At 70.9% G+C, this 21,875-nt stretch carries 22 protein-coding genes; 12 read left to right on the forward strand and 10 right to left on the reverse strand.

Annotated elements, in window-relative coordinates; translation table 11 throughout:
- The first annotated feature begins 28 nt into the window (after positions 1 to 28).
- From nadA to AC3ENQ_RS02520, 6 genes are read left to right on the forward strand one after another with little or no spacing between them, the layout of a single operon-like run.
- On the forward strand, positions 29 to 1,336 hold the full coding sequence (gene nadA / locus AC3ENQ_RS02495) for a quinolinate synthase NadA (RefSeq protein ID WP_431801354.1): 1,308 nt from the start codon (positions 29 to 31) through the stop codon (positions 1,334 to 1,336).
- A complete protein-coding gene (gene nadB, locus AC3ENQ_RS02500) occupies positions 1,333 to 3,075 on the forward strand; it encodes an L-aspartate oxidase (protein WP_431801356.1) in 1,743 nt (580 codons plus the stop codon). Before nadA ends, nadB begins: the two co-directional genes overlap by 4 nt.
- Positions 3,075 to 3,953 carry a carboxylating nicotinate-nucleotide diphosphorylase gene (gene nadC, locus AC3ENQ_RS02505; RefSeq protein WP_431801357.1) on the forward strand — a complete coding sequence of 293 codons (879 nt, stop codon included), beginning with the start codon at positions 3,075 to 3,077 and terminating at the stop codon, positions 3,951 to 3,953. The genes nadB and nadC overlap by 1 nt, the downstream gene beginning before the upstream one ends.
- 7 nt (positions 3,954 to 3,960) lie before the next feature.
- A complete protein-coding gene (locus AC3ENQ_RS02510; RefSeq protein WP_431801358.1) occupies positions 3,961 to 5,133 on the forward strand; it encodes a cysteine desulfurase family protein in 1,173 nt (390 codons plus the stop codon).
- Positions 5,130 to 6,110: a glycosyltransferase family 2 protein gene (locus AC3ENQ_RS02515; RefSeq protein WP_431801360.1), complete on the forward strand. Its 981-nt coding sequence runs from the start codon at positions 5,130 to 5,132 to the stop codon at positions 6,108 to 6,110. Before AC3ENQ_RS02510 ends, AC3ENQ_RS02515 begins: the two co-directional genes overlap by 4 nt.
- Before the next feature lie 41 nt (positions 6,111 to 6,151).
- Positions 6,152 to 6,388: a hypothetical protein gene (locus AC3ENQ_RS02520; RefSeq protein ID WP_431801362.1), complete on the forward strand. Its 237-nt coding sequence runs from the start codon at positions 6,152 to 6,154 to the stop codon at positions 6,386 to 6,388.
- 107 nt (positions 6,389 to 6,495) lie between these two features.
- Here AC3ENQ_RS02520 and AC3ENQ_RS02525 read toward each other — a convergent pair whose 3' ends face one another.
- Positions 6,496 to 8,556, reverse strand: coding sequence for an ABC transporter ATP-binding protein (locus AC3ENQ_RS02525; RefSeq protein ID WP_431801747.1), 2,061 nt, complete (start codon positions 8,554 to 8,556; stop codon positions 6,496 to 6,498).
- Positions 8,557 to 8,619: 63 nt separating this feature from the next.
- On the reverse strand, positions 8,620 to 9,267 hold the full coding sequence (locus AC3ENQ_RS02530) for a DUF1345 domain-containing protein (protein WP_431801364.1): 648 nt from the start codon (positions 9,265 to 9,267) through the stop codon (positions 8,620 to 8,622).
- Between the two features lie 87 nt (positions 9,268 to 9,354).
- Between AC3ENQ_RS02530 and AC3ENQ_RS02535 the strand changes: the two genes are divergently transcribed.
- Positions 9,355 to 10,926, forward strand: a complete 1,572-nt coding sequence (locus tag AC3ENQ_RS02535) for a DHA2 family efflux MFS transporter permease subunit (RefSeq protein ID WP_431801366.1) — start codon at positions 9,355 to 9,357, stop codon at positions 10,924 to 10,926.
- A 36-nt stretch (positions 10,927 to 10,962) separates the two neighbouring features.
- On the opposite strand, the gene AC3ENQ_RS02540 is transcribed toward AC3ENQ_RS02535, so the two are convergent.
- The 4 genes from AC3ENQ_RS02540 to AC3ENQ_RS02555 form a co-directional block, all read right to left on the reverse strand.
- Positions 10,963 to 11,424, reverse strand: coding sequence for a hypothetical protein (locus AC3ENQ_RS02540; protein ID WP_431801368.1), 462 nt, complete (start codon positions 11,422 to 11,424; stop codon positions 10,963 to 10,965).
- 107 nt (positions 11,425 to 11,531) lie between these two features.
- Entirely contained in the window at positions 11,532 to 11,663 is a 132-nt protein-coding gene (locus tag AC3ENQ_RS02545; protein ID WP_431801370.1) for a hypothetical protein, read from the reverse strand.
- A 143-nt stretch (positions 11,664 to 11,806) separates the two neighbouring features.
- Positions 11,807 to 12,016 (reverse strand): hypothetical protein, encoded by a 210-nt coding sequence (locus AC3ENQ_RS02550; protein WP_431801372.1) that lies wholly within the window; start codon positions 12,014 to 12,016, stop codon positions 11,807 to 11,809.
- Positions 12,017 to 12,154: 138 nt separating this feature from the next.
- The gene (locus AC3ENQ_RS02555; protein WP_431801374.1) at positions 12,155 to 13,165 is read right to left on the reverse strand and encodes a GNAT family N-acetyltransferase; all 1,011 of its coding nucleotides are present in this window, start codon (positions 13,163 to 13,165) and stop codon (positions 12,155 to 12,157) included.
- Positions 13,166 to 13,214: 49 nt separating this feature from the next.
- On the opposite strand from AC3ENQ_RS02555, the gene AC3ENQ_RS02560 reads away from it, so the two are divergent.
- Positions 13,215 to 15,311, forward strand: a complete 2,097-nt coding sequence (locus AC3ENQ_RS02560) for a prolyl oligopeptidase family serine peptidase (protein WP_431801376.1) — start codon at positions 13,215 to 13,217, stop codon at positions 15,309 to 15,311.
- Positions 15,312 to 15,345: 34 nt separating this feature from the next.
- Here the strand turns inward: AC3ENQ_RS02560 and AC3ENQ_RS02565 are convergent, their stop codons facing one another.
- Positions 15,346 to 16,224, reverse strand: a complete 879-nt coding sequence (locus tag AC3ENQ_RS02565) for a hypothetical protein (protein WP_431801378.1) — start codon at positions 16,222 to 16,224, stop codon at positions 15,346 to 15,348.
- Between the two features lie 82 nt (positions 16,225 to 16,306).
- A complete protein-coding gene (locus tag AC3ENQ_RS02570; protein WP_431801380.1) occupies positions 16,307 to 16,579 on the reverse strand; it encodes a hypothetical protein in 273 nt (90 codons plus the stop codon).
- A gap of 365 nt (positions 16,580 to 16,944) precedes the next feature.
- On the opposite strand from AC3ENQ_RS02570, the gene AC3ENQ_RS02575 reads away from it, so the two are divergent.
- Positions 16,945 to 17,340: a hypothetical protein gene (locus tag AC3ENQ_RS02575; RefSeq protein WP_431801382.1), complete on the forward strand. Its 396-nt coding sequence runs from the start codon at positions 16,945 to 16,947 to the stop codon at positions 17,338 to 17,340.
- 251 nt (positions 17,341 to 17,591) lie between these two features.
- A complete protein-coding gene (locus AC3ENQ_RS02580) occupies positions 17,592 to 18,011 on the forward strand; it encodes a GNAT family N-acetyltransferase (protein WP_431801384.1) in 420 nt (139 codons plus the stop codon).
- 21 nt (positions 18,012 to 18,032) lie between these two features.
- On the opposite strand, the gene ychF is transcribed toward AC3ENQ_RS02580, so the two are convergent.
- Both ychF and AC3ENQ_RS02590 read right to left on the reverse strand, forming a co-directional pair.
- A complete protein-coding gene (ychF, locus tag AC3ENQ_RS02585; protein WP_431801386.1) occupies positions 18,033 to 19,106 on the reverse strand; it encodes a redox-regulated ATPase YchF in 1,074 nt (357 codons plus the stop codon).
- Positions 19,107 to 19,138: 32 nt separating this feature from the next.
- Positions 19,139 to 19,882, reverse strand: a complete 744-nt coding sequence (locus AC3ENQ_RS02590) for a class I SAM-dependent methyltransferase (RefSeq protein ID WP_431801388.1) — start codon at positions 19,880 to 19,882, stop codon at positions 19,139 to 19,141.
- 137 nt (positions 19,883 to 20,019) lie between these two features.
- Between AC3ENQ_RS02590 and adhP the strand changes: the two genes are divergently transcribed.
- The gene (adhP, locus tag AC3ENQ_RS02595) at positions 20,020 to 21,093 is read left to right on the forward strand and encodes an alcohol dehydrogenase AdhP (RefSeq protein WP_431801390.1); all 1,074 of its coding nucleotides are present in this window, start codon (positions 20,020 to 20,022) and stop codon (positions 21,091 to 21,093) included.
- 179 nt (positions 21,094 to 21,272) lie between these two features.
- Positions 21,273 to 21,866: an exonuclease domain-containing protein gene (locus AC3ENQ_RS02600; protein ID WP_431801392.1), complete on the forward strand. Its 594-nt coding sequence runs from the start codon at positions 21,273 to 21,275 to the stop codon at positions 21,864 to 21,866.
- Positions 21,867 to 21,875: the final 9 nt, after the last annotated feature.

Below are 21,875 nucleotides of genomic sequence, written 5' to 3' on the forward strand. Positions count from 1 at the left end.
TCGCCGTCTTTCACGAAAGGCATCCCTCATGACCTTCCTCACCATCCAGCGCCAACCGATCGATGCGAGCGTCGACCACGAGATCCAGGCGATCGTCGCGGGCGCCTCGACCGCCGAGACGTGCAACACCGACCTCGCCGCGGGGCCGTGGGACTTCGACACCCGCCCGGGCTACGGGCCCGGCTCGTCGATGGGCGATGTGATCCCCACGGGGTCGCCCCGCCAGGGCGCGCTCCCGGAGGAGTACCGCGCGGCATCCGAAGACGAGCTCCATGCCCGCATCACGGCGGCGAAGACCGCTCTCGGTGAGCGTGTGGTCATCCTCGGCCACTTCTACCAGCGCGAAGAGGTCGTGCGGCACGCCGACTACGTCGGTGATTCGTTCCAGCTCGCGAACGCGGCGCTCGAGCACCCGGATGCCGAGGCCATCGTCTTCTGCGGCGTGCACTTCATGGCCGAGACCGCCGACCTCCTCTCCCGTCCCGAGCAGGCCGTGATCCTGCCCAATCTCGCGGCGGGGTGCTCGATGGCCGACATGGCCTCGATCGACGAAGTGGAGGACTGCTGGGAGCAGCTGGAGGAGGTCTACGGACCGCTCGACAAGCCGGATGCCGATGGACTCGTCCCGGTCGTCCCCGTCACCTACATGAACTCGTCCGCCGCCATCAAGGGCTTCGTCGGACGCCACGGCGGCATCGTCTGCACGTCGTCGAACGCGCGCACGGTGCTCGAGTGGGCCTTCGCGCGCGGGCGCCGCGTGCTCTTCTTCCCCGACCAGCACCTCGGCCGCAACACCGCGAAGGCGATGGGGGTGCCGCTCGAGGAGATGCCGATGTGGAACCCGCGAAAGCCCCTCGGCGGGTCGAGCGAGACCGAGCTCGAGAGCGCCCGCGTCATCATGTGGCACGGCTTCTGCTCGGTGCACCGCCGCTTCACCGTCGACCAGATCTCCGCCGCCCGCGCCGCGCACCCCGGCGTCCGCGTGATCGTGCACCCCGAGTGCCCGATGGCGGTGGTGGATGCCGCCGACGAAGCCGGATCGACCGACTACATCCGGAAGGCCATTGCCGCCGCGACCGAGCCGACGACGTTCGCGATCGGAACGGAGATCAACCTCGTGCAGCGCCTCGCGGCGCAGTACCCGCAGCATGAGATCTTCTGCCTCGACCCGGTCGTCTGCCCGTGCTCGACGATGTACCGCATCCACCCCGGGTACCTCGCCTGGGTTCTGGAGGAACTCGTCGCGGGCGTCGTTGTCAACCGCATCACGGTGCCGTCGGACGTCGCCGACCCCGCGCGACTCGCGCTCGAGCGGATGCTGGCGGCCAAGCCGTGAACGCGGCCACCGTCGTCGTCGTGGGGTCGGGCATCGCCGGCCTCACCGTCGCGCGGCACGCCGCCGCGCGCGGATGCCGCGTCACCCTCGTCACCAAGGACGTCCTCGAGCACGCCAACACCCGCTACGCGCAGGGCGGGATCGCCGGGGTCATGTTCGACGACGACAGCTCCGCGGCGCACGTGCACGACACGCTCGTCGCGGGTGCCGGGCTCAGCGATTCGGCCGCGGTCGAGGTGCTCGTAGCCGAAGGACCGGCGCGGATCCGCGAGCTCATCGACCTCGGCGTCGCCTTCGACCGCGCCGCCGATGGAGAGTACATCAAGGGACTCGAGGCCGCGCACTCCTACCCGCGCATCCTGCACGCCGGGGGCGACGCGACCGGCACGGCGATCGAGAAGGCGCTCGTGGCAGGTCTCGCCGCGACGGGCGTCGAGGTGATCGAGCACGCGTTCCTGCTCGACCTGGTGCTCGCGCCGTCGGATGCGCACGGCGTCCCGCGCGTCGTCGGCGTCGATCTGCTCGTCGGCGACGGCCGCCGCGAGCGTCTCCTGGCCGATGCGGTCGTCCTCGCGACCGGCGGCGCCGGTCAGCTCTACGTCCACACGACCAACCCGCCGGTCGCGACCGGCGACGGCATCGCCGCCGCCCTCCGCGCGGGCGCGGCGGTCGTCGACCTGGAGTTCTTCCAGTTCCACCCGACCGTCCTCCCCGCGGCGGGCGGCGCGGAGCCTTTCCTCGTCTCCGAAGCGGTCCGCGGCGAGGGGGCGGTGCTCCGCGACGAGCAGGGACGCCGGTTCATGCTCGACGTGCATCCGGATGCCGAGCTCGCGCCGCGCGACGTCGTCGCCCGGGCGATCGCCGACGTCATGGCCGCGCAGCACGGTCGCCCGGTGCTGCTCGACGCGACCGCACTGCGAGATCGAGAAGCCCGCGGAGGGGACGGTCGCGGCGCGAGCGCGAAGCGCACGGCATCCTTCTTGGCGCGCCGTTTTCCGACGATCGACCGTGCCGTGCGCGATCACGGCTGGGACTGGGCGCGCGAACCGATTCCCGTGACTCCCGCCGCGCATTACCTGATGGGCGGCGTGACGACCGACCTCGACGGCCGGACGAGCCTGCCGGGTCTCTACGCCGCCGGCGAGGTCGCGCGCACCGGCGTGCACGGCGCGAACCGCCTCGCCTCCAACTCGCTCCTCGAAGGCGCGGTCTTCGGGGCGCGCGCCGGCGACGCGATCGCGGACGACGCCGTCTCGGGGTCCTGGCCGCCCGCGTCGGCCTTCGCGCACGGGGCGCTCCCGGCGACGACGGCCGACGCTTCGACATCGGCATCCGTTCCCGCCGCGCCGCCGTTCTCGCGCGCCGCGCTGCAGAACCTCCTGTGGGAGGACGCCGGCCTCGTTCGGGACGCGGCGGGGCTCGCGCACGCCGCCACCGTTCTCGCGGGCTGGCGCGCGGCGCCCCGCACGCCGTCGACCGAGGCGGAGTACGAGGACGAGAACCTCCTCGACGTCGCGGCCGCCCTCGTCGCCGCCGCGCAGGCGCGACGCAGCTCCGTCGGCGCGCACGCGCGCTCCGACGACCCCGCTGCCGGCGAGTCGACGTTCGTCTCGCAGGACATTTCGGCCCCCGGCCACGCGCTCGGGCCGCTTTCCGCCCTTCCTGGCGAAGATCTCCTGCGAACCGAACGGCCCCGAGCGACGACCGCGCACGCGAGCGCCCTCGAGGAGGTCCGCTGATGCTCGATCAGGCCCACATCGACCGGGTCGTGAGCGCCGCGCTCGACGAAGACGCGCCGTGGGGCGACGTCACGAGCGGGACGCTGATCCCCGAGGTCGCAAGGGCGACCGCCGAGCTCCGCGCCCGCGAGCCCGGCGTCTTCAGCGGCGGAGCGGTGTTCGCCGCGGCCTTCGCCCTCACCGATCCGCGCATCGCCGTCGACCTGCGCCTCGCCGACGGCGACCGGTTCGCCGCAGGCGACACCCTCGGCGTCGTGACGGGCCCCGCCCGCGGCATCCTCACCGCCGAGCGGATCGGGCTGAACTTCGTGCAGCGGATGTCGGGGATCGCGACCCTCACCGCCGCCTACGTCGCCGCGGCGGCAGGCTCGGGCGCGCGCATCGCCGACACCCGCAAGACGACCCCGGGCCTGCGCCGCTTCGAGCGTCACGCCGTGCGGTCGGGCGGGGGCCACAACCACCGTTTCAGCCTCTCCGACGCCGTCATGGCGAAGGACAACCACCTCGCCGTCCTCGTCGCGCGTCACGGCTCGCTGACCGCCGCTCTCGGGGCCACCCTCGACGCGCTCCCCCACACGACCCACGTCGAGGTCGAGATCGACCGCCTCGACCAGCTCGACGCGGTGTTGGCCGTGACACCGGGGCCGGGTCGCGCCCGCGGCGTCGGAACGATCATGCTCGACAACTTCTCGCTCGACGATCTGCGCACGGGCGTCGCGCGCATCGCCGGCCGAGCCACGGTCGAGGCTTCGGGCGGAGTGAATCTCGACACCGTCGCCGCGATCGCGGCAACCGGCGTCGATGTCATCTCGGTCGGCGCGCTCACCCACTCCGCGCGCGCCCTCGACCTGGGGCTCGACGTGCGCGTCGAGGAGTGACGAGGCGGTGCTGTACCTCGACCACGCCGCGACGACCCCGGTACGCCCCGAGGTCCTCACGGCGATGCTCCCCTACCTCACCGACCGGTTCGGGAACCCTTCGAGCCACCACACCGTCGGCGAAGCGGCGGCCTCGGCCCTCGCCGAGGCCCGCGCGCGGGTCGCCGCAGTCCTCGGCTTCCGCCCGAACGACATCGTCTTCACGTCTGGCGGCACCGAGGCCGACAACCTCGCGGTGAAAGGGCTCGCGATCGGCGCGGCCCTCCGACGAGGATTCAGCGGGGCCCCCGTCCACGTCGTCACGACGCCGATCGAGCACGAGGCGGTGCTCTCCTCGTGCAGCTACCTCGAGCGCGTGCACGGCTTCGCGGTCACGCACCTTCCGGTCGACGCGACCGGCACCGTCGATCCCGCAGACCTCGCCGCGGCGATCCGCACATCGTCCCTGCCGACCGCCATGGTGTCCATCGGGTACGCGAACAACGAGATCGGCACGGTGCAGGATGTCGCGTCTGTCGCGGCAGTGACGAAGGATGCCGGAGTCCCCCTCCACCTCGACGCCGTACAGGCCGCCGGGTGGCTGCCGCTCGCCGATACCGGCGCCGACGCCCTCTCGATCGCCGGACACAAGCTCGGCGCGCCGCCCGGTATCGGTGCGCTCGCGGTGCGCTCTCGCCTGCCTCTCGAGCCGCTCCTGCACGGCGGCGGCCAGGAGCGCGACCGCCGGAGCGGCACGGAGAACCTCGCCGGCGCCGTCGCTCTCGCCACCGCCCTCGAGCTGGCAGAGGCGGAGCGTGAGGCATCCGCTGCCCGTGTGGGAGCGGCGACGCGCGTGTTCATCGACCGCATCCTCGCGCTCGTGCCGCAGGCGGCGCTCACCGGGCACCCGACCCGGCGCCTTCCCGGCACGGCGAGCTTCACCTTCGCCGGGACGAGCGGCGAGGCGGTGCTGCTGGGGCTCGAGCGGCGCGGCGTCATCACCTCGAGCGGATCGGCGTGCGCCGCGGGCAGCGACGAACCCTCGCACGTGCTCCTGGCATGCGGCATCGCCCCCGAGGTCGCACAGACGGCGGTGCGGTTCACCTTCGGGCATCCGGCCCCAGGTGTAGCCGCGCCCGACCCGTCGGTACTCGCGCAGGCCGTCGCGGACGCCGTGGCGGCGGTACGATCAGGCGCGTGAGCACTCCCGCAACCCCGGTCAGCGCCCTCGTCACCGTCATCGTGCCGGGACGCGACGTCGCGGCGTTCGCCGCCGAGGCCCTCGCGTCGCTGCGCGCGCAGACGCTCACCGCGTGGCGCGCGATCCTCATCGACGACGGCTCGGTCGACGCGACGAGCGACCTGTTCGCGCAGGCGGCGGCATCCGACGCCCGCTTCACCCTCGTGCGGAACGACGCACCGCGCGGTCTCGGGGCCGCGCGGAACGCCGGACTCACCCTCGTCGACACGCCGTACCTCGGCTTCCTCGACGCCGACGACGTCATGACCCCGACCGCGCTGGAGCGCCTCGTCGAGACCCTCACCGCGAGCGGCAGCGATGTCGTCGTCGGCTCATACGTGCGCCTTCGTCCCGACGGACGCGGCGGCTACGCGGCCGGTGAGGTGCAGCCGTGGGTGCGCGCCGCGACCACTCCCGCGCGCCGTGGCGCGACCCTTGCCGCCCACCCGGAGGTCTCGGGCAACGTCGTCGCGTGGTCCAAGCTCAGCCGCGTCGAGCTGTGGCGCCGCGGCGGGCTGCGGTTTCCGGAGAACACCCACTACGAGGACCAGATCGTCGCCCAGCGCCTGTACACGCTCGCGCGGGCCATCGATGTCATCCCCGACGTCGTCGTGCAGTGGCGCGAGCGCGCCGACGGAACGTCGATCACACAGACGAAGGACACCGTCGCGGTGCTCGGCGACTACCTCGCCGCCCTCCGCGCGGGCATCGCCGTGCTGGATGCCGCCGGCCAGCGCGCCGCCGCGCGCGCCCGCGTGCGCCTCATCCTCGAGATGGACGTGCCGCCCCTTATCCGCATCGCGCAGGGGCACCCGGATGCCGCCTACCGCCGCGCCGTCGGAGCCTTCGTGCGCGACCTCACCGCGCGCGCCGACCTCGACGCGATCCTGCTCGACCCGGAGCACGCCGATCTCCGCAGCGCCGCTGCGCTGTGGTGACCCGCCTGGTGAGTGCGACGTCGCGCGGTTAGGGTGAGGCCATGAGCGACTCTCCCGAAACGACGCCGTCCGGCGGCACCCCCTCCGACGCCCCCGAGCACGACGGCACCGACCTGCATCTGCTCCGCGAAGCGATCGATCACCTTCAGGAGGTGCCCGCGCAGGAGATGGTGAGCCCCACTCCCGAGACGCTTCTCGCGGACGAGCCCGCCCCGCACCCCACCGACGCGATCGGCTCCGAGGACTGGGGCAAGGACGAGCCTGACCACAAGAGCTGAGGCGCCCCGCAAGAGCTGAGCCGCCCCGCAAGAGCTGAGCCGCCGCTCAGACGGTACCCCGCACACCTCAGTGCGACCGAGGCGACACCCCAGAGGTGGCGCGCACCCTAGCCGAGGTAGGGCCAGGCTTGCTCGTTGCTCGGAGCGTCGTCGTCCATCGCGGCGATCGCCCCCTCGGCGCCCGCCGCGCCGGCGACGAGCGCCGCGGCATCCTGACCCGCACTCCCCGCCGGCGCCCGATCGGCCCGGCGCTCGGGGAGAGACGGCGGGGCGACGGCGTCGACCGCGTCCTCGACGCCCTCGATCTTCGCGGCGGCCATCTGCTCGACCGCCAGGTCGGCGTACAGCCCGCCGAGGGCGAGGAGCTCGGCGTGGGTGCCGGACTCGACGATCCTCCCCGCTTCGATCACGTGAATGACGTCGGCACCGATCACCGTCGAGAGCCGGTGCGCGATCGACAGCGTCGTTCGTCCGGATGCCGCGTTGTCGAGCGCCTCCTGCACGACGCGCTCCGAGACGGTGTCGAGCGCCGAGGTCGCCTCGTCGAGCAGGAGCACGGGCGGGTCTTTCAGCAGCACGCGCGCGATCGCGATGCGCTGCTTCTCTCCGCCCGACAGTCGGTAGCCGCGTTCGCCGACGACGGTGTCGTAGCCGTGCTCGAACCCCTCGATGATGTGGTGGATGTTGGCCGCGGTGCACGCGGCGACGAGCTCCGCATTGGTCGCATCGGGTTTCGCGTAGCGGAGGTTCTCGCGGATCGTCGCGTGGAAGAGGTAGGTCTCCTGCGAAACGATCCCGATGTGGTCGATGATCGACTCCTGCGTGAGGTCGCGCACGTCGGCGCCGGAGAAGAGCACCCGCCCGCCCGACACCTCGTACAGGCGGGGCGCGAGGTAGAGGATCGTGGTCTTCCCCGCGCCCGACGGGCCGACGAACGCGACGTGCTGGCCGTGCTCGGCGACGAAGGAGACGCCGCCGAGGGTCGGGCGCGCATCGGGTGCGGCGTCGGGGTAGCGGAAGACGACGTCCTCGAAGGCGATCTGTCCGAGCGGACCGGGCGCCTCGGCGACGGTGATCGCGTCGACTCGGTCGGTGATCGCGGGCGTCATATCGAGGTACTCGAAGATGCGCGCGAACAGGGCTTTCGACGTCTGCAGGTCGAGGGCGACGCGCATGAGCCCCATGAGGGGCTGCAGCAGACGCGCCTGCACGGTCGTGAAGGCGACGACCGTGCCGGCGGTGATCGTGTCGACGCCGCCGGTGAGGAGATACCCCGAGACCAGGTAGATCACGGCGGGAACGGACGCCATGAGCACCTGGACGACGGCGAAGAACCCCTGACCGCTCATCGCCCGCTGCACCTGCAGACGGACCTGATTGGCGTTCTCGACGCGGTAGCGCGCCGACTCGGTGCGCTGCCGGTTGAACGCTTTCGAGAGCAGGATGCCCGAGACCGACAGCGTCTCCTGCGTGATCGCGGTCAGCTCCGACAGCGACTCCTGCGTCTGGCCCGCGATCCGCGCGCGCACCTGACCGACGCGGCGCTGCACGAAGATGAGGATCGGCATCATGAACACCGCGATCAGCGTCAGTCGCCAATCGATGAGGATCATCGCGACGAGAGCCGAGATGACCGTGACGACGTTGCCGAGGATGCTCGTCACGGTGTTCGTCAGGACGCCGGAGACGCCGCCGACGTCGTTCTGCAGGCGTGACTGGATGACGCCCGTCTTCGTCCGCGTGAAGAAGCTCAGCTCCATCGACTGCAGATGGTCGAACAGGCGTACCCGCAGGTCGCCGGTGACCTCGTTGCCGACCGTGGAGGTGAGCCAGGTCTGGGCGACGCCGAACGCCGCGCCGAGCAGGAACAGTCCGATCATCCCGAGCACGAGGCGCCAGAGCAGGCCGAGATCGACGCCCGACCCGTCCGTCGGGAAGAGCGCCTGGTCGAAGATCTGCTGCACGAGCAGCGGCGGGATCACGCCGATCGCCGCACCGGCGATGACCAGAAGACCCGTGAGGAGGATGCGTCCGCGGTAGGGGCGGAACATCTCGACGATGCGTGCCCCGAGGTGCGGGATCTCGGGCGCCTCGGCGTTGAGCTTTCGCTGTGCGGCCTCGTCGACGCCGCGGAAACCGCCGCCGCGGCCACCCACGCCTCCCCCCATGCCGCCGCTCATGCTCATGGCGTCACTCTAGTCACGCCTCCCGACACGGGGTCGGAGCCGGCGTCAGCCGATGCCCGCGACGAGGTTGATGACGCTTGCGAGGATGACGGCGCCGAAGAGATACGCGAGCATCGTCTGCGCGATGACGAGGCGGCGGAACTCGTTGGTCGTGACGTTCGTGTCGGCGACCTGGTAGGTCATCCCGAGGCCGACGGAGAAGTACCCGAAGTCGGAGTACATCGGGTCCTCGTCCTGATTGAAGTCGACGCCGCGGCGCGCACCCGCGGCGGTGCTCGAGTAGTAGCGGTGCGCGTACCGCAGCATGTAGTCGACCTGGATGAGGGCCCATGACGCCGTCACCGCGAGGATCGCGAGCGCCGCGGTGAGGAATGCGGTGAAGGGATCGTCGTGGCTGCGCACGAGGATCGCGACAACCGCGGCGAGGCTGGCAAGGCTCCCGGTGAGGGCGATCACCCGCGCGGCGGAGCGACCCGGGTCCTCGGTCGTCGCGTGGGCGCGCGTCTCCGCGGCATCCATGGGCCACAGCGCGACCAGCAGCCACACGACGTTCACGAGCGCGATCGTGGCCCACCCGGCGAGCAGGCCCGCGACGGGATCGAGGAGCGGAATCGCCACGGCGGCGACGACGATGCCTGCGACAAGAGAGATCGGACCACGCACGGCGAAGCGGGAGTGACGATGGGATGCCATGACGCGATGGTCTCACTGCGAACCGGATCGGGAAGGGATTCCGGCGGGAACGGAATAGCGTGTCCGAGACTCGGGTTACGCTCCGTTATGCCCTCCGTCGACACTGGTACCGTGACCACTTCTTCGCGCCGCGGCGCCGCGGCGCCGGGCACCCCGGCCCGAAACGCTTCCGCGGCATCCGATGTCGCCGCATCCGATCCCGTCGGAGCGAAGGAGAACCGCGTCATCTGGCTGCTCCTCGCGGCCGCGTTCGTCGCGATCCTCAACGAGACCACGATGGGGGTCGCGATCCCGCACCTCATCGGCGATCTCGGCATCACGGCGGTGCAGGCGCAGTGGCTGACGACGGCGTTCATGCTGACGATGGCCGTCGTCATCCCGACGACCGGGTTCCTGCTGCAGCGCTTCACGACGCGCGCGATGTTCGCGGCGGCGATGGGGCTCTTCTCCCTCGGCACGCTGATCGCGCTCGTCGCGCCCGGCTTCGAGGTGCTCCTCGTCGGTCGCGTCGTCCAGGCATCCGGCACCGCGATCATGATGCCGCTCCTCATGACCACCCTCATGACGGTCGTCCCCCCGCACGCGCGCGGCCGCATGATGGGGCGTGTCTCGATCGTGATGTCGCTCGCCCCGGCGATCGGACCGACTATGGCCGGCGTCATCCTCGACACCCTGACGTGGCGCTGGATCTTCGCGATCGTCCTGCCGATCGCCCTCCTCGCGCTCGTGATCGGCGTGCGGTGGATCCACAACCTCGGCGAGCAGACGCACGCGCCGATCGACCTCCTCTCCGTCGTCCTGTCGGCCCTCGGCTTCGGCGGACTCGTGTTCGGCCTCAGCCAGATCGGCGGCGGCGGTCACGGCGGATCGGATGCCGCGGCGCAGGCGGCGGCGGACACCGCGACCGTGACGCTGATCGTCTCGCTCGCGATCGGTGTCGTCGCCCTCGGGCTGTTCGTGTGGCGCCAGCTCGTGCTGCAGCGCCGCGACGACGCGCTCCTCGACCTCCGAATCTTCCGCTCGCGGAACTTCACCCTGTCGGTCGCGCACTTCGCGGTGATGTCACTCGCGTTCTTCGGCACGATCACGGCGCTCCCCCTGTTCCTGCAGGGGCCTCTCGAACTCACGACGACCCAGTCGGGCCTGGTGGTCCTTCCCGGTGCCGTCGCGATGGGTCTGCTCGGTCCGGTGATCGGGCGCATCTACGACCGTTGGGGCACGCGCATCCTCCTCGTTCCCGGCACGATCATCGTCATCGCGATCCTGTGGTCGTTCACGCTGCTGACCGAGACGACGCCCATCTGGCTCATCTTCGCCTCACAGACCGTGCTCTCCGTCGGGCTGGCGATGTCGTTCACCCCGCTGTTCACGGCATCCCTCGGTTCGCTCCAGCCGCAGTTCTATTCGTACGGCAGCGCGACGGTCTCGACCGTCCAGCAGGTCGCGGGCGCTGCCGGGGTCGCGCTTCTCATCTCGGTGATGTCGTCGCGGAGCGCGACGGCTCTCGCCGCAGGCGCAACGGAGGCGGCGGCAGGTGCGGCGGGCGCACGCTCGGCGTTCCTCCTCGCAGCGATCATGGCGATGCCGCTGCTGATCAGCGCGTTCCTGATCAAGAAGCCCGTGGATCATCCGGCAGGGGCGCACGCGCCCGCGCACTGATCCCTCACACGCGGGGATGCCTTCCCCGCACCGCTCTCAGCCGTGGATGAGCACCTTGAGCGCCATCACCACGACGCCGAATGCAGCGGTGACGAGCGCGCTCCCGATCCGCGCCCAGACGTTGGTGTTCCACCGCGCGACGACGATCCAGCCGAGCACGCCCAGGAGCACGACGTCGACGACGAGCGCGGTCCAGATCGATGTCTCATCGTCGATGAGGCCGACGACCCCGAGGGTGAGGACCGCGAGCGGGAGCAGCGCGACGAGCAGGAGCCCCTGCGAGTGGAGCGCTGCCGCACGGACGCTCGAGCGCAGGTCGCCTCGCCCGTCGGTGGCCGCGAGCCGGGCGAGCGTGCCGGCGTAGACGTGAGCGAGGAAGAAGACGACGACCGTGACGAGCACGGTCGTGAGGGCGTTGGCCGAGGTCCCGACGAGGCTGTTGGAGACGACAATCATCCCGGAGACGAGGATGAGACCGTAGATCGACTCCTCCGTCATGAGGACAGTGGCCACACGCTGTGAGACCCGCGTGGGCGGGAGGAGTCCCGGCATCTGCGTCAGTCGGTGCTGCGGTCAGGTGATGCTGCGGTGAGGTGGTGCTGCGGTCAGTTCGTGCTGCAGCAACCGCCGCCGCAGCACGAGGCGCCCTCGTCGACGACGGTGAGCAGGTTCTGCTCGCCGTCCGCGAGGTCGGTGACGGGCTGGAGCGCCGGGGTGGGGAGGTTCGAAGTCGCCATTCCTCGATCATACGACGGCACAACCACCGCGGCGCTGAGATCCGGCTCAGAGGTTTCGCCAGGCACGGCCCAGAGTGCGGAGCGGCCCAGGGCGCGGACCGGCGCGGGGCGCGGAGACGACCCCCGCGCCCCGCGGAACCCGGTCAGACGCCGAGCTTCTTGGCGGCCTTCTTCGCGGCCTTGTCGACGACCTTCCGCGAGCGGTTGCGCGCCTTCTTGAGCGACGGGTCGTCCCAGAGGTGCTTCGCGGCCTTGCTGATCTCCTTGTAGCGCGAGCGGCCCGCGCGGGCGCCGAGGATGTACGCGCCGACGCCGACCACCGCGACGGTCAACCAGAACTTGAATCCGGACATGGGTGGAGTCCTCCCCTGTTGATGACGTGTCTCTCCACGGTAGGTGGGGGCGCGCCGCCGCGACGAGGGGTTGACAGCGGTGGGGCGGGACGGCAAGGGCGCATGGCTACGCTGCTCTGCTGCGACCCGGCTTCGCGGTCAGGCGAGCGTCGTCGTCGTGTCGGCGGCGCCGATGAGGCGTTCGTCGTCCGCGACGAGTTCGATCTTGAACCGCTCGTCGTTCTCGAGGAACGCCGCGTAGACGTCGGCGCCGCCCGCGAACGGATGCCGGTCGGCATACAGGTGCCGCCAGCCGTGCGCGAGCGCCGTCGCCCACAGCCGATCGACATCTGCGCGCGAGCCGGCATGGAAAGCGAGGTGGCTGAGCCCGGCATCCCGGCGGTCGTGGTCGCCGTCTCGCGGGGCGCGCTCGAGAACAAGGTAGGTGTCGCCGCGCATCCAGCTGCGCCCGTCCGGCCAGTCCTGAAAGGGCTCGTAGCCGAGCTCGCCGAGGATCCAGCCCCAGGAAGTCATCGCCGCGGAGAGGTCGATGGTGCGGAGCTCCACGTGGTGCAGGGTGCCGGGTGGGACGGTGTGCGACAAGGCGGCCGAACTCTCCACCGGAGGCTCGCCCTCCACGCTGAACGGGACGGGCGCGAGACCCGGATCGGGGTCGGATGCCAGGCGAGCGTGCGTCTCGACGTCGAACCGCTCGTCGCCGTACCGGAGCTTCTCCCGCTCGATCCCCTCGGCGCGGAACCCCGCACGCCGCGCGACCGCGCACGACGCGGGGTTCTCGACCCGGTGGCCGAGTTCGAGGCGGTGCAGGCCCTCCCCGAACGCCCACGCGGCAACGGCGGCGAGCGCCCGCGCGGCGTGGCCATTCCCGCGGGCGGGCGCGCTCAGCCAATAGTGCGCCCACGCGGCGCCGTGCCGTGTCTCGATCGCCGACAGACCGACGTTACCGACCGGCGTGCCGTCCACGACGATCGCCCAGTTGCGGTTCACGTCGTCGAACGGGAGCGCCGTCGCGATGAGGCGTCCGGCGGCGGCGAGGTCGATAGGAAGTGCGCCGCCGAACTGCCGGTCGAGGTCAGGGCTCATCGTGGCCGCAGCGAGGAGCGGGGCAGCGTCGGCGGACGTCCAGGGGCGGAGCGTGAGATCAGGCATCCCGTCGATTCTGCCGTGCCGTGTCGGATGCGGCGGGCAGGATGGAGTCATGTCCCCCTCCCCTGCCGCCCGTCGCGACGATGTCACCGAGACGCTGCACGGTGTCGACGTTTCCGACCCGTACCGCTGGCTCGAAGACGCCGATTCCGCCGAGACGGCCGCGTTCGTCGCCGCGCAGAACGCCATCGCCGAGCCGTATCTCGCCGGCCTCGCCGGCCGTGAGGCGTACCATGCCGAGGTCACCGATCTCCTCGCCGCATCCACGCGCGGCACGCCGTTCGAACGCGGCGGCCGCGTCTTCGCGTGGCAGAACGACGGTCAGAACCAGGACCTCCTCGTCACGGCGCGCGACATCGACGGCCTTGAGAACGATCCGCAGGTGCTGCTGGATGCCAACACCCTCAGCGACGACGGCACGCGCGCCGTCACGACCTTCTCCCTCAATCAGGACGGCTCGCTCCTCGCGTACGGCGTCGCCGACGGCGGATCGGACTGGCGCACCCTCCGGGTTCGCGATGTGGCGACCGGCGAGGACCTTCTCGACGAGATCCCGTGGACGAAGTGGAACCCGCCCGTGTGGCTCCCCGGCGGGCGTGCCTTCACCTACTGGGCGTACGACGCACCGACCGGCAACGAACTCACCGACGAGGCGGGCGTCGGGCGCCTGATGGCCCACGAGGTCGGGAGCGATCCGGCATCCGATCGGGTCCTGTTCCACCGTCCCGACGAGCCACGTCTGTTCGCGCGGGTGTGGCCCTCGGACGAGGAGTGGTTCGTGCTGCACACCGACAACGGCAGCTCCTCCGGCAACGACCTCGCCGTGCGCCGGCACGGTGAAGAGTCCCTTCGCATGCTCGTCGACACCCGTGACGACGAGTGGCACGCGGTCGGCATCCGCGACGGGTCTCTCTTCGTCGTCACCGACGCGGAGGCGCCGCGTTATCGTCTCGTCGCGATCGACCTCACCACCGGTACGCGGCGCGACATCCTCGGCGAGCACGACGAGGACGTGCTCCTCGACGCCGCTCTGACGGCATCCGGCATCGTCGCGACCTACTCCCACGACGCCGCGCACCGGGCGCAGCTGTTCACCTTCGCGGGTGAACCGGGCGACGCCCTGCCACTCGGCGAGGGCGTCAGCATCGTCGACGTGAAGACCCGTGACGACTCCGACCGCGTCTTCCTCGGGACGACGGGATTCGTCGATCGCGGCACGCGCCACGTCGTCGACGTCGCAGGCGCCCGGGTCGTCGCACATCGGGCGATTCCCTCCCCCGGCCCCGCGATCGCGCGCGTAACCACGACGCGCATCCGTGCCGTCAGCACCGACGGCACGTCGGTGCCCGCGTTCGTGGTCCGTGCGGACGAGCCGTCCGAGGCCGCAAGCGCACCGCGACCCACGCTTATCTGGGGATACGGCGGGTTCAACATCGCCATGAACCCGGAGTTCCGGCCGATGCTCGCCGCCTGGGTGCTCTCCGGCGGCACGCTGGTCGTCCCGAACCTCCGCGGAGGCGGCGAGTTCGGCTCCGACTGGCACCGCGCCGGCACGAAGGAGCGCAAGCAGCAGGTCTTCGACGACCTCTATGCGATCGCCGAGCATCTCATCGCCACCGGCGTCACCACGCCCGCGCAGCTCGCCCTGCACGGCCGTTCCAACGGGGGTCTCCTCGCCGGCGCGGCACTCACCCAGCGTCCCGATCTCTGGGCCGCCGTCCTCCCTGCCGTCGGCGTGCTCGACATGCTGCGCTACCACCGGTTCACGATCGGGTGGGCGTGGGCCTCCGATTACGGCGACCCCGACGACGCCGACGCGTTCGCGTATCTGCGCGCGTACTCGCCGCTACACAATGTCCGGCCGGATGCCGATTACCCGCCGACCCTCATCACCACCGGCGACCACGACGACCGCGTCGTCCCCGCGCACTCGTTCAAGTTCGCGGCCGCGCTCCAGCATGCGGTGGGCTCGCACACCGCCGGGCCGACGGGCGCTGGGCCGACGGGCGCTGGGCCGACGAACGCCGGGCCGATCCTGCTCTCGGTCGATACGCGCGCCGGCCACGGGATGGGGAAGCCGCGCGACGCGCGGGCGCGGGAGTTCGCCGACCAGCTCGCGTTCGCGGCGCACCACACGGGGCTCCGGTAGGCCGCGTCGCCACGGGCCTCGCAGGCTGCGCTGGTCAGCGTCGCCGCTCGCTCCAGCGGGTCGGGGGCGGGTCGTCGAGGACGAATCGCTCGTCGAGGTCGGTGATCGTGCGCGCAAGGCGAAGCCGGGCGAGCACCTCGACGCGCACGCGCCGGATGCGTGCGGCGTCGGCGCGGAGCGCGGCAGGCCCGGCGCTCTGCCACCAGGCATCCAGCGCCGCGAACACCTCCCCGGCGTCGCGCTGATCGACGAGGTCTCCCGTCACGCGGGCGATGCCCGACTGACGGCCCGCGAGATCGGCCGCCCGCGCGCGGCGCCACAGCACGAGGGCCGCGACGCCGGCGAGGGTGAGAAGCGCGAGGCCGGTCGTCACGGGGAGCGCGTGATTCGCATCGATCTCGCCCCAGCGCACGAGGAGGGCCACGGATGCCGCGAGCAGCCACAGCGCCCCGCAGACGAGATGCAGCACCGACGGCACACGCGACCCCCAGAGCGAGCCGTTCGCCCGGCGCGGCTCGAGCCACCACAGCATCGCCGCCGAGAGCGTCGCCGCAGCGCCGGCGGGGAGCAGGGAGTCCTGGAGCGTGAGCTTGCCGGTGAGGGTCAGGACGAGGCCCGCGGCCACGGCGGCGAGCACCATCGCGACGGCGAGCGCGACACGGTGGCGGGCCGAGGCATCGTACACGCGGGCGGCGCTCGGGTCACGACGCGCATTCACGGTGCGGACGGCCTCGGCGCGGGTGCGGTCATGCCCGTCGCGCAGGCGCGGGTCGGAGGCGAGGACCGCGATGTTCCAGGCATCCTGCAGCGCCGTGTCGACGTCGGGATAATCGGCGTCGAACAGCAGCAGGTCGATGCGCCCGAGCGATCGATCGTCGAGCCCCGTGACGGAGCTGTGCCCGTAACCGGCCATGCGTGATCCCCTCTCGGTGCTGCGCGGTGCGGCGATGCCGACCAGAGTACGCCGCGCCCGGCGGTCGCGGGAGGGGCAGGCGTCAGTCGTTCGCGGGGTACCGGTTCAACCGGGCGATGCCGTACGCCATGAGCGCGGAGCCGGCGATCAGCTGCACGATGCTGATGACCAGGATCAGCACGGCGCGCCATTGCCCCTCTGCGGCGAAAGAACCCCACTGCCCGATGAGAAAGGTCCCGAGCGTGAGGCTCGCCGCCGAGAAGACGCCGCCGACCTGCGCGAGCGCCTGGTAGTACTGCACGATGCGCCAGCGGTACGGCGGCTTCGCGTGCGATGTGCCCGGGTTGTGGCTCATGCGTCGATGCTAACGCGCCGAGCGCCGGCGACTTGGGGCCGGCGACTCCGTGTGCGTCTCGCAGGAGATTCGAGCTGCGAACGCGCCCCGAATCGTTGCGATCGGGCGTCGCGCACAGGACTTCCTGCGAGGCGAACGGGCCCGCGTCAGGACGGGTCCGGCCGCGTGAGACTCGATGGCCGCGCTCAGGGCACGCAGAGGGTCAGGGCACGCAAAGAGAAAGCCCCGACCGTTACCACACAGCCGGGGCGAGACGAATGAGAAGTTCGCCTATCCCTTCCACCATAGCGCACGGCACCTGAACGGTGGTCCGACCGCCCCGCGGCTCGGCTCATGCCCCCCCCGGGGCGAGTACATTTCCCCTCATGACCCCACGACTCCTCGGGACATTGCCGATGGTCGCGACCGTGCTGCTGTTGTCCGCGTGCGCACCTCCGGCCGAGTTCGCGCGGGAGCAGACCGCGGCCGATCGACCGGATTCTGTCGTGGACGGGTCCGTCGGCAAGGTCGACGTCGCGACTCTTCGCCACGTCGGAAATGCAGACGCCTACGACGTCTATCTCGCTCGCGCATCGAACGACAGCGAGACGCTGTGCCTCACGCTCGTCCTCGACGGGGTGTGGCAACGCACGGACTGCGGACCCGGCGACTTCGTCTCCGTTCGGATCAGCGACACTGCCAGTGTCGCCGCGGAGATCAACCACCGCGGCGGCGAGGGTCGGGAGATGATCTCCGAGAACGTCTGGATCAGCCGGAAGTAGTGGGACGGCTCACGGCGCAGCTCCGTCTCCAGGAGATCACTCGACACGAGTGCGGCACCCGCCTGATCGAGCCAGTCCACCAAGGCCTCCGACGAGTGCTACGACGCTCACACCCGATCCCCTCGAAGGTCGTCGATGATACGAGACATCGGGCGATCACGCTGTGACGGCTCGGGCTTGAGCAACTCCCAACCACCGACGCGCTGGTGGGCCGAGCGATCGGCCCTGGTCGATGCGTCAGACTTGACGTCGTGAGCACGGTCACCTTCCAAGCGGGCGCGATTCCGACGCGAGAGGAACTCATCGCGCTCTACGACTCCGTCGGATGGGCCGCCTATACCGAGCACCCGGTTCGGCTCATGGCAGCAGTCGCCGCGTCGCTTTCGATCATCACCGCACGCCAGAATGGTGAGTTGGTCGGTCTCGCGCGCCTCGTCGGCGACGGGCTGACCATCGCATACCTGCAGGACATCCTGGTTCGCCCCTCCGAGCAACGCCGGGGAATCGGTCGCGAACTCTTCCAACGGGCATTCGCGCCGTTCGAGGAAGTGCGCCAGAAGGTGCTCATCACCGATGATGAACCTGCACAGCGTGCCTTCTACGAGTCGATGGGGTTCACCGAGGCCGCGAGCCTTCAGCGCCCCATCCGGACGTTTGTTCAGCTGGGTTGAGCGCACCACCGTGCGCGTCGATTACACGTTGAAGCGGAACTCCACCACGTCGCCGTCCTGCATGACGTAGTCCTTGCCCTCGAGGCGTGCCTTCCCCGCGGCGCGGGCGGCGGCGACGGAGCCGGTCTCGACGAGGTCGTCGAACGAGATGACCTCGGCCTTGATGAAGCCCTTCTCGAAGTCGGTGTGGATGACCCCGGCCGCCTGCGGCGCCTTCCAGCCCTTGCCGATCGTCCAGGCGCGCGCTTCCTTGGGCCCGGCCGTGAGGTACGTCTGGAGCCCCAGCGTGTCGAACCCGATGCGGGCGAGCTGATCCAGACCCGACTCGTCCTGGCCGGTGGATGCCAGGAGCTCCGCGGCGTCCTCGGGGTCGAGGTCGATGAGCTCCGACTCGATCTTCGCGTCGAGGAAGACGGCCTGCGCGGGGGCGACGAGCTCGGCGAGCGCGGCCTTGCGGTCGGCATCCGTCAACACCGCCTCATCGACATTGAAGACGAAGATGAACGGCTTCGCGGTGAGCAGACCCAGCTCCTTGATCGGAGCGAGGTCGAGACCGGATGCCGACAGCAGCTCGCCGCGCTGCAGGGCGTCGCGAGCGGCCTCGGCGGCGGCGAGCACCGACGGGTCGAGCTTCTTGCCGCGCACTTCCTTCTCGTACCGCGCGATGGCCTTCTCAAGCGTCTCGAGGTCGGCGAGCTGGAGCTCGGCGTTGATCGTCTCCATGTCGGAGGCGGGGTCGACCTTGCCGTCGACGTGCACGACGTCGCCGTCGGCGAAGCCACGGACGACCTGCGCGATGGCGTCGGCCTCGCGGATGTTGGCGAGGAACTTGTTGCCGAGCCCCTCCCCCTCGCTCGCGCCGCGCACGATGCCGGCGATGTCCACGAACGACACCGCGGCGGGGAGGATCCGCTCGGAGTGGAACACCTCGGCGAGCTTCGCGAGCCGCGGGTCGGGCAGGTTCACGACGCCGACGTTGGGCTCGATCGTCGCGAACGGGTAGTTCGCCGCGAGCACCTGATTCTTGGTCAGAGCGTTGAAGAGGGTCGACTTGCCGACGTTGGGGAGACCGACGATTCCGATGGTAAGAGCCACGGGAGACCAGTCTACGCGGGCGCCTCAGCCCGTCACGGCGTCTTGACCGCCCGGTAGGCGCGGGTGACGTACGGCAGCTCGATCGTCGCGTCTCCGACGGCGCCGATCTCATCGAACAGGGCGGCCGTCTCTTCCCCGATGCGGGCGCGTTCGGCATCCGCCGCTGTGATCACGTAGCTGCGCGAGAACACCATCGCGTGCAGCGCGGCGCGGGTCATCGGGCGCGTCCACGTCCATTCGCGATCCTCCAGCTCGCTGTACGGTGCGTGCACGACCGGGCCGTCGCCGGCCAGCAGCTGCTCGGCGGCACTGCCCTTCATGATGGCGGTGAGGCGCGCGACCCACGGCACGGATTCGTCGCGGATGTTCCAGATGAGACCCAGGATGCCGCCAGGCTTCGTGATCCTGCCGAGCTCGCCCGACCCTGCCTGCGGCTCGACCCAATGCCACGCCTGGCCGAGGAGGACTGCGTCGACGCTCTCGTCGGGGAGATTGACGCGCTCGGCCGTGCCGATGAGGGTCTCCACCCCCGGGACGGCGCCCCGGAGGGCGTCGAGCATCTCGGCATCCGGCTCCACAGCGATCACCTCGGCGCCGAGGCTCTTCACGACACGCGTGAGCTTGCCGGTTCCGGCCCCCACATCCGCCACGCGGGGGCGAGGACCCACCGGCTCGAGCAGCCACGCCACCGCCTCTCGCGGATACTCGGGCCGCCCCGTCTCGTACGACTCCGCGGCCGCCCCGAAGCTTCGCGCCATCTCATCCCGCGTCGCCATGGATCCGACCATACGCCCGTGCACAGACATCGAGCACGGACATCGGCACGCGCAACCGAATGCAACCTGCGCGCACGTACCGTTCCAGACACGGCGACCCTCCCGCCGCACCGGTCACACACGAGGAAGTGATGTCGATGACGACTCTGACCCCCACCCCCACAACAACCGCGTCGCACGCCGACGCCCCGCCCACGACGATGCGCGCCGCCGTCGTCGTCACCTCCGGCGAACCGCTCGTCGTCGAGGACGTGCAGGTTCCGACGCCCGGCCCCGGGCAGGCGCTCGTCCGCGTCATCGCGAGCGGTGTCTGCCACACCGATCTGCACGCGGCTCGCGGCGACTGGCCGGTCGCCCCGAAGGAGCACCTCATCCCCGGCCACGAGGGCTACGGCGAGGTCGTCGCGCTCGGCGAGGGCGTCACGACGCTGGAGGTCGGCCAGAAGGTCGGCAACGCCTGGCTCTGGTCGGCGTGCGGCATCTGCCAGTACTGCCGCACCGGCTGGGAGACGCTGTGCGAGCAGCAGCAGAACGGCGGGTACTCGGTCGACGGCAGCTTCGGCGAGTACATGCTCGTCGACGAGCGGTTCGCCGCCCGCATCCCCGAGGGCGCCGACCCGGTGGAGGTCGCCCCGATCCTCTGCGCGGGCGTCACCGTCTACAAGGGCCTCAAGATGACGGGAGTCCGCCCCGGCGAATGGGTGACGATCTCGGGCATCGGCGGCCTCGGCCACATCGCCGTCCAGTACGCCCGCGCGATGGGCATGCGGGTCGCGGCGGTCGACGTCGACGACGCGAAGCTGGAGCTCGCCCGCACGCACGGCGCGGAGGTCACCGTCAACGCGGCGACCGACGACCCGGGCGAAGCCGTGCAGGCGGCCACCGGCGGGACGCACGGCGTGCTCGTCACAGCGGTGCACCCGAAGGCGTTCGACCAGGCCCTCGCGGTCGTCCGCCGCGGCGCGACGATCGTCTTCAACGGCCTTCCGCCGGGGACCTTCGACGCCGACATCTTCGACATCGTGCTGCGCGCCATCACGATCCGCGGATCGATCGTCGGCACCCGTCAGGACATGATCGAGGCGCTCGATTTCTACGCGCGCGGCGAGATCCACCCGACCGTCAGCGTCGAGTCGCTCGACGACATCAACGACATCTTCGAGCGGATGGAACGCGGAAAGATCGACGGCCGCATCGTGATGACGTACTGACGCATGACCTCCTGATACGACGAGAGACCAGGGAGGGGCGGCCGCAGCGGGTCCGCCCCTCCCTTTTTCGTGCGCGCACCCCTCTCGTGCGCGCGGCCGTCGCGCGCCGAGCACGTTTCCGGCGGCGGGGCGCGGCGCGCCTGGACCGCGATGTCCGAGACCGGGGAGAGAGTGATCTCGTGCCCCTGGATTTCACCGCGATCGACTTCGAGACGGCGAACTCCTCCAGCGCCTCCGCCTGCGCCGTGGGCCTCGCCCGCGTCCGCGACGGGCGCGTCGTTGACACCGCCGGGTGGCTCATCCAGCCGCCGCCCGGGCACGACCGGTTCTTCGAGCTGAACATCGGCATCCACGGCATCCGTCCGTCCGATGTGCGTGACGCGCCGACGTGGACGCAGCAGCTGCCCGACCTCACCGCGTTCGCGGGTGACGACGTGCTCGTCGCGCACAACGCCGGCTTCGACATGGGCGTTCTCCGGCGCGCGTGCGAGGCGACGGATGCCGCATGCCCGCCCGCCAGGTACCTGTGCAGCCTCCAGGTGGCACGGAAGACGTACGACCTGGCGTCCTACCGCCTTCCGCTCGTCGCGGCGGCGGCCGGATTCCTCGACTTCGCGCACCACGACGCCGCCGCCGACGCGCTGGCGTGCGCGCACATCGTGATCGACGCCGCCGCACGCGCCGGAGCCACCGACGTCATCGAACTCGCGATGCTCCTCGGCGTGCGCGTGCCGCAGATCCCCACCCCGGCGACCGCCTCCGCCCCGCGCTGAGCGCGCCGG

The organism is Microbacterium sp. bgisy203 (genome assembly GCF_057706945.1).

Excerpts from the sequence above, each read along its gene's own strand:
- AC3ENQ_RS02590 (WP_431801388.1), bottom strand. The coding sequence starts at position 19,882 with ATGGCGACGCGGGATGAGATGGCGCGAAGCTTCGGGGCGGCCGCGGAG.
- AC3ENQ_RS02555 (WP_431801374.1), bottom strand. The coding sequence starts at position 13,165 with ATGCCTGATCTCACGCTCCGCCCCTGGACGTCCGCCGACGCTGCCCCG.
- AC3ENQ_RS02550 (WP_431801372.1), bottom strand. The coding sequence starts at position 12,016 with ATGTCCGGATTCAAGTTCTGGTTGACCGTCGCGGTGGTCGGCGTCGGC.
- AC3ENQ_RS02575 (WP_431801382.1), top strand. The coding sequence starts at position 16,945 with ATGACCCCACGACTCCTCGGGACATTGCCGATGGTCGCGACCGTGCTG.
- nadA (WP_431801354.1), top strand. The coding sequence starts at position 29 with ATGACCTTCCTCACCATCCAGCGCCAACCGATCGATGCGAGCGTCGAC.
- AC3ENQ_RS02520 (WP_431801362.1), top strand. The coding sequence starts at position 6,152 with ATGAGCGACTCTCCCGAAACGACGCCGTCCGGCGGCACCCCCTCCGAC.
- AC3ENQ_RS02530 (WP_431801364.1), bottom strand. The coding sequence starts at position 9,267 with ATGGCATCCCATCGTCACTCCCGCTTCGCCGTGCGTGGTCCGATCTCT.
- AC3ENQ_RS02565 (WP_431801378.1), bottom strand. The coding sequence starts at position 16,224 with ATGGCCGGTTACGGGCACAGCTCCGTCACGGGGCTCGACGATCGATCG.
- adhP (WP_431801390.1), top strand. The coding sequence starts at position 20,020 with ATGACGACTCTGACCCCCACCCCCACAACAACCGCGTCGCACGCCGAC.
- AC3ENQ_RS02540 (WP_431801368.1), bottom strand. The coding sequence starts at position 11,424 with ATGACGGAGGAGTCGATCTACGGTCTCATCCTCGTCTCCGGGATGATT.
- nadC (WP_431801357.1), top strand. The coding sequence starts at position 3,075 with ATGCTCGATCAGGCCCACATCGACCGGGTCGTGAGCGCCGCGCTCGAC.
- AC3ENQ_RS02525 (WP_431801747.1), bottom strand. The coding sequence starts at position 8,556 with ATGGGGGGAGGCGTGGGTGGCCGCGGCGGCGGTTTCCGCGGCGTCGAC.
- AC3ENQ_RS02535 (WP_431801366.1), top strand. The coding sequence starts at position 9,355 with ATGCCCTCCGTCGACACTGGTACCGTGACCACTTCTTCGCGCCGCGGC.
- AC3ENQ_RS02545 (WP_431801370.1), bottom strand. The coding sequence starts at position 11,663 with ATGGCGACTTCGAACCTCCCCACCCCGGCGCTCCAGCCCGTCACCGAC.
- AC3ENQ_RS02560 (WP_431801376.1), top strand. The coding sequence starts at position 13,215 with ATGTCCCCCTCCCCTGCCGCCCGTCGCGACGATGTCACCGAGACGCTG.
- AC3ENQ_RS02570 (WP_431801380.1), bottom strand. The coding sequence starts at position 16,579 with ATGAGCCACAACCCGGGCACATCGCACGCGAAGCCGCCGTACCGCTGG.